The organism is Ensifer sp. Root127 (assembly GCF_001425225.1).
GTDB classification, from domain to species: domain Bacteria; phylum Pseudomonadota; class Alphaproteobacteria; order Rhizobiales; family Rhizobiaceae; genus Ensifer; species Ensifer canadensis.
This window is the reverse complement of the sequence record NZ_LMDX01000052.1, coordinates 128,082-142,180: the sequence shown is the minus strand read 5'-3', so window position 1 is coordinate 142,180 and position 14,099 is coordinate 128,082. Positions and strand designations below refer to the sequence as shown.

The window sequence follows — 14,099 nt, the reverse complement described above, 5'->3', positions numbered from 1 at the left end:
GGCTCAAGTCCAGCTCGAGAAGAAGCCCGGTCCCGCCTGCGCGCGGATATCTTCGCCGGCCTTTTGCCCGAGGGCTTCGGCATCGGCAGCCTTGCCTTCGACCGTGATGCGGTGATGGGTGCTGCCATCCGGCGTCAGGATCATGCCGGAAAAACGCAGATGCGTGCCGTCCGAGACCGCCAGGCCGGCGATAGGCGTTCGACAGGAGCCGTCGAGCGTCGCAAGGAAGCCGCGTTCGCAGGCGACCGCCTCATGGGTTCTGCTATCGTCGATGGCGGCGAGCAGGTCGTTGACGCGTTTGTCGCCGATCCTGCTCTCGATACAAATCGCGCCCTGCGCCGGTGCCGGCGGAAACTCTTCCGGGTCGAGCAGTTCTGTCGGCACGTCGGCCATGCCGAGCCGCTTCAGGCCGGCATAGGCAAGCAGCGTCGCATCGACCTGGCCTTCGGCGAGCTTGCGCAGCCGCGTCTCGACCTGGCCGCGATAGGTGATGACGTTGATGTCGGGCCTGAGCCTCCGGATCAGCGCCTGCCGGCGCAGCGACGACGAGCCGACAGTCGCGCCTTCGGGCAATTCCAGGAGCCTGGGTGCGGTGCGGCCGATGAAGGCGTCGCGAATGTCCTCGCGCGGCAGGAAGGCGGAAAGAAACAGGCCATCTGGAAGCTTGGTCGGCATGTCCTTCGAGGAATGCACGGCGAAATCGAGTTCGCCCGACAGGAGCTGCTGCTCGATTTCCTCGGTGAACAGGCCCTTGCCGCCGATCTCGGCCAGCGACCGATCGGTGATGCGGTCGCCCTTGGTGGAAAGGATGACAACCTCGAACATTTCCGGCGACAGACCATGCACGGCCGCGAGGCGATCGCGCGTTTCATGGGCTTGAGCGAGCGCCAGTGGGCTGCCACGCGTGCCGATCCGGAAAGGTTTTGTTTGCATCAAAGGCTATCCATTGTTACCGGAGTTCCGTGTACCCACCTTTCGGTGCGACCGCAATCTTTGAGTAGTTCCTGATGTCTCCGCCCATGCGCATCCTCGGCATAGAAACAAGCTGCGACGAAACCGCGGCTTCCGTCGTGCTGCGCGACGAAAACGGCAGGGGAAGCATCCTCGGCGACGTCGTCCTGAGCCAGCTGGAAGAGCATAGCGCCTATGGCGGCGTGGTTCCGGAGATTGCCGCGCGCGCCCATGTCGAAGCGCTCGACACCCTGATCGAGGAGGCGCTGCTGCGGGCCGGCGTGACGCTCAACGACATCGATGCGATTGCTGCGACAAGTGGTCCCGGTCTGATTGGCGGCCTCATCGTCGGACTGATGACGGGCAAGGCGATCGCGCGGGCAACCGGCAAGCCGCTCTATGCCGTCAATCACCTGGAAGGTCACGCGCTGACCGCGCGGCTCACCGATGGTCTGAGTTTTCCCTATCTGATGCTGCTCGTTTCCGGCGGCCACACGCAGCTGATCCTGGTCAAGGGCGTCGGCGACTACGAGCGCTGGGGCACGACGATCGACGATGCGCTCGGCGAGGCCTTCGACAAGACGGCCAAGCTGCTCGGTCTTCCCTATCCCGGGGGGCCGGCCGTCGAGCGTGCCGCCCGCAATGGCAATGGCGAGCGTTTCGATTTTCCGCGCCCGTTGGTCGGCGATGCCCGGCTCGATTTCTCATTCTCCGGGCTGAAGACGGCGGTGCGCCAGGCGGCGCAGTCGCTGGAGCCGGTGACGGACCAGGATATTGCCGACATCTGCGCCTCCTTCCAGCGCGCGATCTCGCGCACGCTCAAGGATCGGATCGGGCGCGGGTTGAAGCGGTTCAAGACGGATCACGCGTCCGTGGAAAGGCCGGCGCTGGTCGTTGCCGGCGGCGTTGCCGCCAACCAGGTGCTCAGGACAACGCTCCAGGAACTCTGCAACAAGAACGGCTTCGATTTCATCGCGCCGCCGCTTGCGCTTTGTACCGACAATGCCGCGATGATCGCCTGGGCGGGTGCCGAACGGTTTGCCGCCGGTTTGCCGGCGGATGGTCTCGATGTCGCGCCGCGCTCGCGCTGGCCGCTCGACCAAAAGGCGCAGACCTTGCTTGGTTCGGGCAAGCGCGGCGCCAAGGCATGACGGAAAGCAGCCAGGGCATGATGGACAGGATATGAACACCAACCCGAAGATCGTGGTGGTCGGAGCGGGTGCCTTCGGCACGGCGCTTGCGGCCGTCGCCGCATCCGCTAACGGCAGCGATGTGACCCTTCTCGCCCGGCGCGAGGAAACCGCGGATGAATGCCGGCTGACCGGCCGCAACGAGCCGTCGCTCCCGGGCATCGACCTGCCGGCAGGGCTCAAGCACAGCGCGGATGCTGCGGTGCTTGGCGACGCTGAGATCGTGCTGTTCGTCATGCCATCGCAGGCACACCGCGATGCGGCGCGGCAATACGGTCCGTCGATCAATGCCGCGGCGACGATCGTCACCTGCGCTAAGGGCATGGAGCAGGCAACGGGGCGGCTTTTGACCGACGTGCTGGCGGAAGAATTGCCGGGCCACGGCATCGGCGTGCTCTCCGGCCCCGGCTTTGCAGCTGACATCGCCAAGGGGCTGCCGACGGCGATGGTGGTTGCTGCCGCCGACAACGACACGGCGACGCTGCTTGCGGAGGCTCTGTCAGGCCCGACCTTCCGTCTCTACCCTTCAGAAGACCGCATCGGCGTGCAACTTGGCGGCGCGCTGAAGAATGTGCTTGCCATCGCTTGCGGCATCGTCGAAGGCGCAGGTTTGGGCGACAGCGCCCGGGCGGCGTTGATCTCGCGCGGCCTTGCGGAGATGTCCCGCTTCGTCGTCGCCGAAGGCGGGGATGCCGATACCGTTCGCGGCCTCTCGGGGCTCGGCGATCTCGTGCTGACGGCAACCAGCCACCAGTCGCGCAACCTGCGCTTCGGCATTGCGCTCGGCAAGGATGGCCGCGGCAGCGGACGCCAGGGCGAACTCGTCGAGGGGGCCTTTGCAGCCTCGGTCGCCGCCCGCGTCGCCCGCGATCTTGGCGTCGAGATGCCGATCACCGAGGCGGTCGCCGCCATCATCGACGGCAAGCTCGATGTGCGCACCGCCCTTGAACAATTGATGTCCCGTCCGATCACCCAGGAATGACTTCGTCAGGAGGAAGCATGCTCTTCGCACTTCAATGCACCGACAAATCAGGCGCGCTGCAGCTTCGGCTGGACACGCGTCCGGATCACGTCGCCTATCTCAACGACCTCAATGCCAAGGGCATTCTGAAGATGGCCGGCCCCTTCCTCGGCGACGACGGCAAGCCGACCGGAAGCCTGGTGATCGTCAAGACCGAGACGATCGACGATGCGCGCGCCATCGCCGAAGCCGATCCCTACGCCAAGGCCGGCCTGTTCTCCAACGTCGAAATCAAGGCCTTCAACTGGGTCTTCAACAACCCGGAGGCTTGAGGCGCGATGGCATTCTGGCTTTACAAATCCGAGCCCTTCAAGTGGTCCTGGCAGATGCAGAAGGATGCCGGCGCGAAGGGCACCGAATGGACCGGCGTGCGCAACTACCTCGCACGCAACAACATGCGGGCGATGCAGATCGGCGACAAGGGCTTCTTCTACCACTCGAACGAAGGGCTTGAAATCGTCGGCATCACCGAGGTCTGCGCGCTTTCGCATCCGGATTCGACCGCCGAGGGCGATGCCCGCTGGGACTGCGTCGACATTCGCGCTGTTCGCGACGTGCCGCGCCCGGTGACGCTGAAGGAGATCAAGGATAACCCCAAGCTCGCCAACATGGCGCTGGTCACCAGCATGCGCCTTTCAGTCCAGCCGGTCACCGAGGACGAATGGATCGAGGTCTGCCGCATGGCCGGGTTCGACAGTCCGCCACGGTAGCTTTGTTTTTCCGCGTGATTTATCCGAAAACCGGCTCCCGCATTTCGGATCACGCTCGGAGTGTTTCTTGAAGACCGATCCCGAAAGCTTCATCCGCGCCAACACCGACGTTCTGTCGCCGCCGCATGTGCCAGAAATCCGGCTGCATCTGGCGACGGAAGCGCATGAGCTCTGGCTGAAAACCGAGGAGGAGCTGGAGGAAATCGGTCTGCCGCCGCCGTTCTGGGCCTTTGCCTGGGCCGGCGGGCAGGGGCTCGCGCGTTATATCATCGATCATCCGGAGGTCGTTCGCGGCCGACGCGTCGTCGACTTTGCCTCGGGCTCCGGGCTGGTCGCCATCGCCGCGATGAAGGCGGGGGCGGCTTCTGTTCTTGCGGCCGATATCGATCCCTGGGCCGAGACGGCGGTGCGGCTCAATGCCGAACTGAACGGCGTCGATATTGCCTACACCGCAGAGGATATTACCGGCCGCGATCTGGCCGCCGACCTCTGCCTTGCCGGCGACGTCTTCTACGACAAGTCCTTTGCCGAGCGCCTGCTGCCCTGGTTTACGGCGCTCAGCTCCGGCGGCGCGACCGTCATCGTCGGCGATCCCGGCCGCTCCTATTGTCCGCGCGACAGGATGACGGCGCTGGCGACCTACGAAGTGCCGGTCACAAGGGCGCTTGAAGACAGCGAGGTCAAGCGCACGACGGTCTGGCAGTTCGGCGCATCAACGGCTCCTTCCGTGCCCGATTGACAGCGGCAACGCATTCGCTTCCAACTTCCTAAAAACGATAAGGGGATGAGGGGAACGAAGATGGCTTTTGCGGGCATGAACTATCTGGCGGTGCTGATTGCCGCCATTGCGGCCTTCGTCATTGGCGCCGGCTATTACGGCGTTCTCGGCAAACCCTGGATGAAGGCGGCGCGCATCGACCCCGCGACGGCGCAGATGTCGCCGGTTCTTTTCGCGATTTCCTTTGTCTCAGAACTAGTGATGGCGACGATGGTCGCCGGTGTCGTCGGCCATCTCGGCCCGGCCCAGGTCACCGCTTTTAACGGCATTGTCTCCGCGTTCTTCCTGTGGCTCGGTTTCGTCGCAACCAGCATGGTCGTCAATCACCGCTACCAGGGATTCGGCTGGAGCCTGTCGCTGATCGACGGCGTGCACTGGCTGCTGGTGCTGTCGGCGATGGGCGCCATCATCGGCGCCATGGGCGTGTGACCGCGCGCAGGCCCGGTGGCTCCTCGGTGGGAGCCGTCACCGCTATCGCCGGATCACGCAGACGCCGTGCTCCCAGGCGCAGGCGCGATTGAACGTTTTCGGCGACATCACGATGATCTTTGCGCGCTTCACCTGCGGCGGCGGCGTAAACTGGCCGTCGTCATAGTAGCTGTAGTTGCCCTCCTGGCTGAAGTAGATGCCGTTGCCGGGATCCCTATAGGCCGAAATGCCGCCGGCATAGGTGCCGATGCTACCGATCGTGTCCGGGAAGCCATCGCCGCCGTAGATATCAAGCCGTTCACCGCCGTAGCTATCCGGGCGATGATCATAGCGGTCGCCTGATGTCCAGATGTTACGCACTGCCTGGTCCCGCCCCCAGCCGTCGCGATAGCGCAGGCGTTCGCTATATTGCCTGTCGTAAGGACGATACCGGGGAAAGCGGATATGCCGGGTCCGGGTCTCGACTTCTGGCGGTCCGTTCTCGGCGGCCCACTGGTTGCGTGGCAGGCGATTGCGGCTGTACGTTGTGCCGTAGCCCATGCGGTCGAACTCGTGGCGACTGAAGGAACGATGCGAATACAGCCTGATGTGTCGGGTGCGCGTCTGCACTTCCCGTGGCCCGCCCCAGTCTCCCGCCCGCACCGGCAGGCAGGCAGTCGCGACAAGCAGGCCCGCAAGTGCTAGAACTTTGGTCGCATGGAATGCCCGCAACAGAGTCATTCTGTCCGTCCTCCGCAAAACGCTTAACAAATCGTTAACCGCACTCTGGGGCAATTCCGCTGGAAAGTCACGGATTTGGTTATGGTTTTCGCCCGTATCGTTAACTGGGCGCCACGTCTCGGTCGGACCTGAAAATGCCGCTTTTCGTCTAATCGATTAAATTGATTTTGCACTGCAAACACACTTGTCGTTAAGCAATATGGTGATTAAAGGTCCGAAGGACTGAATTGCGCACAATCAGGTGCGATACCGGACTAAAATCGTCCACTTTTTGGGCGTGAATCCGGGCATTTCCGTGAGGTTCCGATGACGGATGTCACAAGAAGCCGGCCGCTGTCGCCGCATCTTCAAATCTATAAGCCTATCCCGACAATGGTGATGTCCATTGTGCACCGCATTACCGGCGGCGCGCTCTACTTCGGCACCATCCTCGTTGCCTGGTGGCTGATCGCCGCCGCGTCCGGCGAAGCGTACTACGACTGGGTCAGCTGGCTGTTCGGCACGCTTCTCGGCAAGCTGGTGCTCTTCGGCTACACTTGGGCGCTGGTGCACCATATGCTCGGCGGCCTGCGCCACTTCATGTGGGACCTCGGCTACGGCTACGAGAAGCACTTCGCCACCAAGCTGGCCAAGGCAACGATCGTCGGGTCGGTAGCGCTTACCGTGCTGATCTGGGTGGTCGGCTATCTCGTGCGGTACTGAGGGGACAGGACCATGAACATGCGCACACCTCTCAGCAAGGTCCGCGGCTACGGCTCCGCCAAGGAAGGCACTGACCACTTCTGGCGCCAGCGCGTCACGGCAGTCGCCAACGTTCCGCTCTTGATCTTCTTCGTCATCTTCCTCGTTCGTTATGCCGGCGCTCCCCATGCGGAGGTCGTTTCGGCCCTTTCGAACCCCTTCGTCGCCGTGGTCATGGGCCTGGTCCTGCTTTCGGGACTGATCCACATGAAGCTCGGCATGCAGGTGATCATCGAGGATTACGTGCACGGTGAAGGCGCGAAGATCGCCCTTCTCATGCTCAACACATTTTTCGCGATCGTGGTTGGCGGGCTCTGTCTTTTCGCCATCCTGAAGATCGCTTTTGCAGGGTAATTTCGTCATGGCATCGAACAGTTCACCCGCTGCAAACGGCAAGGCCTACCAGTATGTCGACCACGCCTTCGACGTCGTCGTCGTTGGCGCCGGCGGCGCCGGCCTGCGCGCCACGCTGGGCATGGCGGAGCAGGGCCTGAAGACGGCCTGCATCACCAAGGTCTTCCCGACACGCTCGCACACGGTTGCCGCCCAGGGCGGCATCGCCGCCTCGCTGCAGAACATGACGCCGGACAGCTGGCAGTGGCACCTCTACGACACCGTCAAGGGCTCCGACTGGCTCGGCGACGTCGACGCCATGCAGTATCTCGCCATGGAAGCGCCGAAGGCGGTCTATGAGCTCGAGCACTACGGTGTGCCCTTCTCGCGCAACGAGGAAGGCAAGATCTACCAGCGGCCGTTCGGCGGCCACATGCAGAACTATGGCGAAGGCCCGCCGGTGCAGCGCACCTGCGCTGCCGCCGACCGCACCGGTCACGCCATCCTGCACACGCTCTATGGCCAGGCGCTGCGCAACAACGCCGAGTTCTTCATCGAGTATTTTGCGCTCGACCTGATCATGTCGGACGACGGCCGCTGCACCGGCGTCGTCGCCTGGAACCTCGACGACGGCACCATCCACCGCTTCTCCGCCAAGATGGTGGTGCTTGCGACCGGTGGTTACGGCCGCGCCTACTTCTCGGCAACCTCCGCTCATACCTGCACCGGTGACGGCGGCGGCATGATCGCACGCGCCGGCCTGCCGCTGCAGGACATGGAATTCGTCCAGTTCCACCCGACCGGCATCTACGGCGCAGGCTGCCTGATCACCGAGGGTGCGCGCGGCGAAGGCGGCTATCTCGTCAACTCCGAAGGCGAGCGCTTCATGGAGCGCTATGCGCCGTCGGCCAAGGACCTTGCTTCGCGCGACGTCGTTTCGCGCTGCATGACGATGGAAATCCGTGAAGGCCGCGGCGTCGGCAAGAACAAGGATCACATCTTCCTGCATCTCGACCATCTCGATCCGGCCGTGCTGCACGAACGCCTGCCCGGTATCTCGGAATCGGCAAAGATCTTCGCCGGCGTCGATGTGACCCGCGAGCCGATCCCGGTCCTGCCGACCGTGCATTACAACATGGGCGGCGTGCCGACCAACTACTGGGGCGAAGTCTTGAACGCCGACAGCCAGAACCCGGAGCGCACCGCGCCCGGCCTGATGGCCGTGGGCGAGGCCGGCTGCGCCTCGGTGCACGGTGCCAACCGTCTCGGCTCCAACTCGCTGATCGACCTGGTGGTCTTCGGCCGCGCCGCCGCCATCCGCGCCGGCCAGGTCATCGACCGCAACGAAGCGATCCCGGCGATCAACGTTGCCGCCTGCGACAAGATCATGGCCCGCTTCGACGCCCAGCGTTTCGCCAACGGCTCGACGCCGACGGCGGTGCTGCGCGAAAAGATGCAGCGCGCCATGCAGGAAGATGCGGCCGTGTTCCGCACGCAGGAATCGCTGGAATCGGGCTGCAAGCGCATCTCGGCGATCTGGAAGGAACTGCCCGACGTCAAGGTCACGGACCGGTCGATGATCTGGAACTCCGATCTCGTCGAGACGCTGGAACTGCAGAACCTGATGGCCAACGCCATCACCACGATCTATGGCGCCGAAGCGCGCAAGGAGAGCCGTGGCTCGCACGCCCGCGAAGACTATACCGGCGGGGCGCTTGGCGGCCGTGACGACGTCAACTGGCGCAAGCACACGCTCGCTTGGGTCAACGAGGCCGGCGACGTCAAGCTCGACTATCGCCCTGTTCATACCGACCTGATCGCCGAAGGCATCGATCCGAAAAAGATCGAGCCCAAGGCTCGCGTCTACTGATCTTGAGGAATTAGGCACATGGTTGAACTCGCTCTCCCCAAGAACTCGCAGATGACCGAAGGCAAGGTCTGGCCGAAGCCGGAAGGCGCGACCAATGTTCGCGAATACCGCATCTACCGCTGGAACCCGGATGACGGCGCCAATCCGCGCATCGATACCTTCTATATCGATATCGACGATTGCGGCCCGATGGTGCTCGACGGTCTGCTCTACATCAAGAACAAGATCGATCCGACACTGACGCTGCGCCGCTCCTGCCGCGAAGGCATCTGCGGCTCCTGCGCGATGAACATCGACGGCACCAACACGCTTGCCTGCACCAAGGGCATGGATGAGGTCAACGGCACGGTGAAGGTCTATCCGCTGCCGCATATGCCCGTGGTCAAGGACCTGGTGCCGGATCTCACCCACTTCTATGCCCAGCACCGCTCGATCGAGCCCTGGCTGAAGACGGTCACGCCGACGCCGGCCAAGGAATGGAAGCAGAGCCATGAGGACCGTCTGAAGCTCGACGGCCTCTACGAATGTATCCTGTGCGCCTGCTGCTCGACCTCCTGTCCGAGCTATTGGTGGAACGGCGACCGTTACCTCGGTCCGGCTGTTCTGCTGCAGGCCTATCGCTGGCTGATCGACAGCCGCGATGAAGCGACCGGCGAGCGCCTCGACAATCTCGAGGATCCGTTCCGCCTCTATCGCTGCCACACGATCATGAACTGCGCGCAGGCCTGTCCGAAGGGTCTCAACCCGGCCAAGGCGATCGGCGAGATCAAGAAGATGCTGGTCGAGCGTCGGGTCTGATCCGAGGTAATCGACGCGCTATCGCATGTTGCGGCGGGCCCTGTGCCCGCCGTTTGCGTTTTTTCTTCGCCGGGTGAAGGAGCTTCCTCGAACGGCCTTGTTTGTCCGTCCGGCAATCGTTGATTGTGCCGGCGCAAGACAGTCATTTCGGTCACCTGAAGCAACATGCTGCCGGGCCAGAAGTCGTCATTGTCCCGTTCGCGCAGACGTTTCAATCCTGCAACAGGTAGACATGAATCGTCGTCCCTTGATTTGACAGGTGGATTTGCTGTATTTCGGCCTATATTATCGCGTTGCATCATGGTTCGCGGAACACATCGGGAGTAAAGATATGCGGGTTATTCATGCGGCGGCGGGGCTGGCGGTTGTGCTTGCGCTGACCGGATGCCAGCGGACATCCATGGGTGGCTTCAGCTCCCAGGATTCTTCACCTGCTCCCCTCCAGGCCCAGCCCGTACCGTCGGTCTCGTCGAACCAACTCCCTGATCCCACCGGCAACACGTCACAATTCCCGGCTGCACCGACGGCGGGAACGGCAATGGCCGGTGCCGCTCAACCTGGTACCCAGGTAGCAGCAGCCACCAACGCGCTCGATGTGACCAAGGAATCGATGGTCGGCAACTGGCGCGTTTCGAGCGCCGGCAGCTCCTGCGACATGTTCCTGACGCTGACCAACCTCGGCAGCGGTTCGCGCGGCGGCACGCGTGGTTGCGCCGGCGAGCTGACGGCTATGGGTTCCTGGGAAGTGGCCGGCAAGCAGGTCGTCCTCAAGGACCGCACCGGCAACGCCATCGCTCGCCTTTACAAGACGGCCGATGCGCGCTTCGACGGCTCCACCAATGGCGGCCAGCCGGTCAGCCTCAGCCGCTAATGACCTGGTCCAGCCCGGCTAATCGCCGGGCTTCTTGTTTTCCGGTCCACCTCGGGTGAGACGTGCTCAATCCTGACGACAGCATCTACCGCAAGCTCGAAACACTCGTTCAGAGCGGCGAGCGAAAACGCGATCCGGCCCAGTTCGCGATCGCCCGGCGATTCGATCATCTTTCGGCCGAGCTCCTGGCAAGCAGGCCATCGCGCAAGACCAATGCGCTCGGCTGGCTCTTTGCCTCGCGCAAGAAGGATCATCCCCCGGTCAAGGGGCTCTACATCCATGGCGGTGTCGGTCGCGGCAAGACCATGCTGATGGACATGTTCTTCGAGGCGGTGCCGATCCAGCGCAAGCGCCGGGCGCATTTTCACGAGTTCATGGCCGACGTGCATGAGCGGATCTACAGGCACCGCCAGAAGCTGAAGAACGGCGAGACGAAGCAGGCCGATCCCATTCCGCCGGTTGCCTCCGACCTCTTCGGCGAGGCGCGGCTCCTCTGCTTCGACGAATTCACGGTGACAGACATTGCCGATGCGATGATCCTCGCCCGGCTTTTCAGCGAACTCTTCGCCAAGGGCTGCGTGTTGATCGCAACCTCCAATGTGGCGCCTGACAATCTCTACCGCGACGGTCTCAATCGCGGGCTCTTCCTGCCGTTCATCGATCTCCTGAAGGCGAATGCCGAGATCATCTCGCTCGACACCGATACCGACTACCGCCTGATGAAGACGGACGGCAGCCCGGTGTGGATCTCACCGCTCGGACCCGAGGCCGACGCGGCGATGGCGCAGGCCTGGAACAGGCAAACGGCAGGGGCCGCCGTCGCGCCCGCCGAGGTGCCGCGCAAGGGCCGCAAGATTCCGGTGCCGGCAGCAGCCGGAAAGGCGGCCCGTTTCAGCTTCACCGACCTTTGCCAGCAGCCGCTCGGTGCTGCCGACTATCTTGCGATCCTCGAGCGCTATTCCACCCTCTTCGTCGATCACGTGCCGCATCTCGGGCCGCATGTGCGCAACGAAACCAAGCGCTTCATCCTGCTGGTCGACACGCTCTACGACAACGGCGCCCGCCTCTTTGCCTCGGCCGCTGCCGAACCGCAGAACCTTTTGACGCTGAAGAAGGGCACGGAAGGCTTCGAGTTCGACCGGACCGTTTCGCGGCTGATCGAGATGCAGAGCGCGGAATATGCGGCAGAACATCCTGAAAATATTGCGGTTTCGTGACGCGCGAATGACGATAATTTTTACGTTTACGTAAGAATTTTATGATCTAACCGATTGAAATTGTTCCATCCAAAAGTATCGATTGATATTTTAACGATTGCCGTTTAATGGCTTCCGGCGAAGGTTTGGCGTTTGCGGCGTTTCAGGCCTCGATCAGTTTGGGATCACAAAGGAAGCACTTTCATGGCGCGCAACAAGATCGCACTTATCGGTTCAGGGATGATTGGTGGCACGCTGGCGCATCTCGCCGGCCTGAAGGAACTGGGCGACATCGTCCTCTTCGACATTGCCGACGGCATCCCCCAGGGCAAGGGCCTCGACATCGGCCAGTCCTCCCCGGTCGAAGGCTTCGACGTGAACCTGACGGGTGCCAGCGACTATTCCGCCATCGAAGGCGCCGATGTCTGCATCGTCACCGCCGGTGTCGCCCGCAAGCCGGGCATGAGCCGCGACGATCTGATCGGCATCAACCTCAAGGTCATGGAACAGGTTGGCGCGGGCATCAAGAAGTACGCCCCGAACGCCTTCGTGATCTGCATCACCAACCCGCTCGACGCCATGGTCTGGGCGCTGCAGAAGTTCTCCGGCCTGCCGAAGAACAAGGTCGTCGGCATGGCCGGCGTTCTCGATAGCGCCCGCTTCCGCCTGTTCCTCGCCCAGGAATTCAACGTTTCGGTTCAGGACGTCACCGCCTTCGTTCTCGGCGGCCACGGCGACACCATGGTGCCGCTCGCCCGCTATTCGACCGTTGCCGGCATTCCTTTGACCGACCTCATCCAGATGGGCTGGGTCACCAAGGAACGCCTCGAAGAAATCATCCAGCGCACCCGTGACGGCGGCGCCGAAATCGTCGGCCTGCTCAAGACCGGCTCTGCCTACTACGCACCGGCCGCCTCCGCGATCGAAATGGCTGAAGCCTACCTCAAGGACAAGAAGCGCGTTCTGCCTTGCGCGGCACACCTGACCGGTCAGTACGGCGTCAAGGACATGTATGTCGGCGTTCCCACCGTCATCGGTGCCGGCGGCGTCGAGCGCATCATCGAGATCGACCTCAACAAGGCCGAGAAGGAAGCTTTCGACAAGTCGGTCGCTTCGGTCGCCGGCCTTTGCGAAGCCTGCATCGGCATTGCGCCGAGCCTGAAGCAGTAATCGCGTCCCGTTGAGCGGATGCCTGCATTCGCTCGACCTTTTGTTTTTGCCGCATTTTCGCGGGCGGGTATTTCCCCCGCCTGCAAAATGCTCCAGACAGGAAAAACACCATGAACATTCATGAATATCAGGCCAAGGCTCTCCTGAAGAGCTACGGCGCGCCGGTCGCGGAAGGTGTCGCGATCTTCTCCGCCGACGAAGCAGAAGCGGCTGCCAAGAAGCTCCCGGGCCCGCTCTACGTCGTCAAGAGCCAGATCCATGCCGGCGGTCGCGGCAAAGGCAAGTTCAAGGAACTCTCCGCCGACGCCAAGGGCGGCGTTCGTCTTGCTTTCTCGATCGATGAAGCCAAGGCTCATGCCAAGGACATGCTCGGCAATACGCTCGTCACGGCGCAGACCGGCCCTGCCGGCAAGCAGGTGAACCGCCTCTACATCGAGGACGGCGCCGACATCGATCGCGAACTCTATCTTTCGCTGCTCGTTGACCGCTCGGTCGGCCAGGTTGCCTTCGTCGTTTCGACGGAAGGCGGCATGGACATCGAGGCTGTTGCGCACGACACGCCGGAAAAGATCGTCAACGTCGCGATCAATCCGGAAGCTGGCGTCACCGCCGCTGATCTCGCCAAGCTCACCTCGGCCCTGAAGCTCGAAGGCGAAGCCAAGGCCGACGCCGAAAAGCTCTTCCCGATCCTCTACAAGGCCTTTGTCGAGAAGGACATGAGCCTGCTTGAGATCAACCCGCTGATCGTCATGAAGAACGGCCGCGTGCGCGTTCTCGATGCCAAGGTCTCGTTCGACGGCAACGCCCTGTTCCGCCACGACGACATCAAGGCGCTGCGCGACGAAACCGAAGAAGACGCCAAGGAAATCGAGGCCTCCAAGTGGGACCTCGCCTATGTGGCGCTCGACGGCAACATCGGCTGCATGGTCAACGGCGCGGGTCTTGCCATGGCGACGATGGACATCATCAAGCTCTACGGCAAGGAGCCGGCGAACTTCTGCGACGTCGGCGGCGGCGCCGGCAAGGAGAAGGTCGCGGCAGCCTTCAAGATCATCACGGCCGACCCGAAGGTCGAGGGTATCCTCGTCAACATCTTCGGCGGCATCATGAAGTGCGATGTCATCGCTGAAGGTGTCGTTGCGGCCGTGCAGGAAGTCGGCCTCAAGGTTCCGCTGGTCGTGCGTCTCGAAGGCACCAATGTCGAGCTTGGCAAGAAGATCCTGAACGAATCCGGCCTGGCGATCACCGCCGCCGACGATCTGGACGACGCTGCCAAGAAGATCGTTGCCGCGATCAACGGCTAACTGAAGGACCAGACCTC

At 62.7% G+C, this 14,099-nt stretch carries 16 protein-coding genes; 14 read left to right on the top strand and 2 right to left on the bottom strand.

The window, feature by feature from the left end:
- Positions 1 to 3 precede the first annotated feature (3 nt).
- The gene (gene hemC, locus ASD03_RS33155; RefSeq protein WP_025425100.1) at positions 4 to 933 is read right to left on the bottom strand and encodes a hydroxymethylbilane synthase; all 930 of its coding nucleotides are present in this window, start codon (positions 931 to 933) and stop codon (positions 4 to 6) included.
- 74 nt (positions 934 to 1,007) lie between these two features.
- Between hemC and tsaD the strand changes: the two genes are divergently transcribed.
- The 6 genes from tsaD to ASD03_RS33125 all read left to right on the top strand — a co-directional run bounded on the left by tsaD (position 1,008) and on the right by ASD03_RS33125 (position 5,079).
- The gene (gene tsaD, locus ASD03_RS33150; RefSeq protein WP_025425099.1) at positions 1,008 to 2,102 is read left to right on the top strand and encodes a tRNA (adenosine(37)-N6)-threonylcarbamoyltransferase complex transferase subunit TsaD; all 1,095 of its coding nucleotides are present in this window, start codon (positions 1,008 to 1,010) and stop codon (positions 2,100 to 2,102) included.
- Between the two features lie 31 nt (positions 2,103 to 2,133).
- Positions 2,134 to 3,123, top strand: coding sequence for an NAD(P)H-dependent glycerol-3-phosphate dehydrogenase (locus ASD03_RS33145; RefSeq protein WP_025425098.1), 990 nt, complete (start codon positions 2,134 to 2,136; stop codon positions 3,121 to 3,123).
- Between the two features lie 17 nt (positions 3,124 to 3,140).
- A complete protein-coding gene (locus ASD03_RS33140; RefSeq protein ID WP_025425097.1) occupies positions 3,141 to 3,434 on the top strand; it encodes a YciI-like protein in 294 nt (97 codons plus the stop codon).
- A 6-nt stretch (positions 3,435 to 3,440) separates the two neighbouring features.
- Complete coding sequence (locus ASD03_RS33135; RefSeq protein WP_025425096.1) at positions 3,441 to 3,872, top strand: EVE domain-containing protein; 432 nt, start codon at positions 3,441 to 3,443, stop codon at positions 3,870 to 3,872.
- A 67-nt stretch (positions 3,873 to 3,939) separates the two neighbouring features.
- A complete protein-coding gene (locus ASD03_RS33130; protein ID WP_025425095.1) occupies positions 3,940 to 4,611 on the top strand; it encodes a methyltransferase in 672 nt (223 codons plus the stop codon).
- Positions 4,612 to 4,671: 60 nt separating this feature from the next.
- Entirely contained in the window at positions 4,672 to 5,079 is a 408-nt protein-coding gene (locus ASD03_RS33125; protein WP_025425094.1) for a DUF1761 domain-containing protein, read from the top strand.
- Between the two features lie 42 nt (positions 5,080 to 5,121).
- Here the strand turns inward: ASD03_RS33125 and ASD03_RS33120 are convergent, their stop codons facing one another.
- On the bottom strand, positions 5,122 to 5,799 hold the full coding sequence (locus tag ASD03_RS33120; RefSeq protein WP_025425093.1) for a hypothetical protein: 678 nt from the start codon (positions 5,797 to 5,799) through the stop codon (positions 5,122 to 5,124).
- A 306-nt stretch (positions 5,800 to 6,105) separates the two neighbouring features.
- On the opposite strand from ASD03_RS33120, the gene sdhC reads away from it, so the two are divergent.
- The 8 genes from sdhC to sucC all read left to right on the top strand — a co-directional run bounded on the left by sdhC (position 6,106) and on the right by sucC (position 14,082).
- Positions 6,106 to 6,501 (top strand): succinate dehydrogenase, cytochrome b556 subunit, encoded by a 396-nt coding sequence (gene sdhC / locus ASD03_RS33115; RefSeq protein ID WP_025425092.1) that lies wholly within the window; start codon positions 6,106 to 6,108, stop codon positions 6,499 to 6,501.
- A gap of 12 nt (positions 6,502 to 6,513) precedes the next feature.
- Positions 6,514 to 6,894 (top strand): succinate dehydrogenase, hydrophobic membrane anchor protein, encoded by a 381-nt coding sequence (sdhD, locus tag ASD03_RS33110; protein WP_025425091.1) that lies wholly within the window; start codon positions 6,514 to 6,516, stop codon positions 6,892 to 6,894.
- Positions 6,895 to 6,901: 7 nt separating this feature from the next.
- Positions 6,902 to 8,743: a succinate dehydrogenase flavoprotein subunit gene (gene sdhA, locus ASD03_RS33105; RefSeq protein WP_025425090.1), complete on the top strand. Its 1,842-nt coding sequence runs from the start codon at positions 6,902 to 6,904 to the stop codon at positions 8,741 to 8,743.
- Between the two features lie 18 nt (positions 8,744 to 8,761).
- The gene (locus ASD03_RS33100) at positions 8,762 to 9,541 is read left to right on the top strand and encodes a succinate dehydrogenase iron-sulfur subunit (protein ID WP_025425089.1); all 780 of its coding nucleotides are present in this window, start codon (positions 8,762 to 8,764) and stop codon (positions 9,539 to 9,541) included.
- 331 nt (positions 9,542 to 9,872) lie between these two features.
- Positions 9,873 to 10,412, top strand: a complete 540-nt coding sequence (locus ASD03_RS33095) for a protease inhibitor Inh/omp19 family protein (protein ID WP_025425088.1) — start codon at positions 9,873 to 9,875, stop codon at positions 10,410 to 10,412.
- 62 nt (positions 10,413 to 10,474) lie between these two features.
- Positions 10,475 to 11,629: a cell division protein ZapE gene (zapE, locus tag ASD03_RS33090; protein WP_025425087.1), complete on the top strand. Its 1,155-nt coding sequence runs from the start codon at positions 10,475 to 10,477 to the stop codon at positions 11,627 to 11,629.
- 183 nt (positions 11,630 to 11,812) lie between these two features.
- Complete coding sequence (gene mdh, locus ASD03_RS33085; protein ID WP_025425086.1) at positions 11,813 to 12,778, top strand: malate dehydrogenase; 966 nt, start codon at positions 11,813 to 11,815, stop codon at positions 12,776 to 12,778.
- Positions 12,779 to 12,888: 110 nt separating this feature from the next.
- On the top strand, positions 12,889 to 14,082 hold the full coding sequence (gene sucC / locus ASD03_RS33080; RefSeq protein WP_025425085.1) for an ADP-forming succinate--CoA ligase subunit beta: 1,194 nt from the start codon (positions 12,889 to 12,891) through the stop codon (positions 14,080 to 14,082).
- The last annotated feature ends 17 nt before the right edge of the window (positions 14,083 to 14,099 follow it).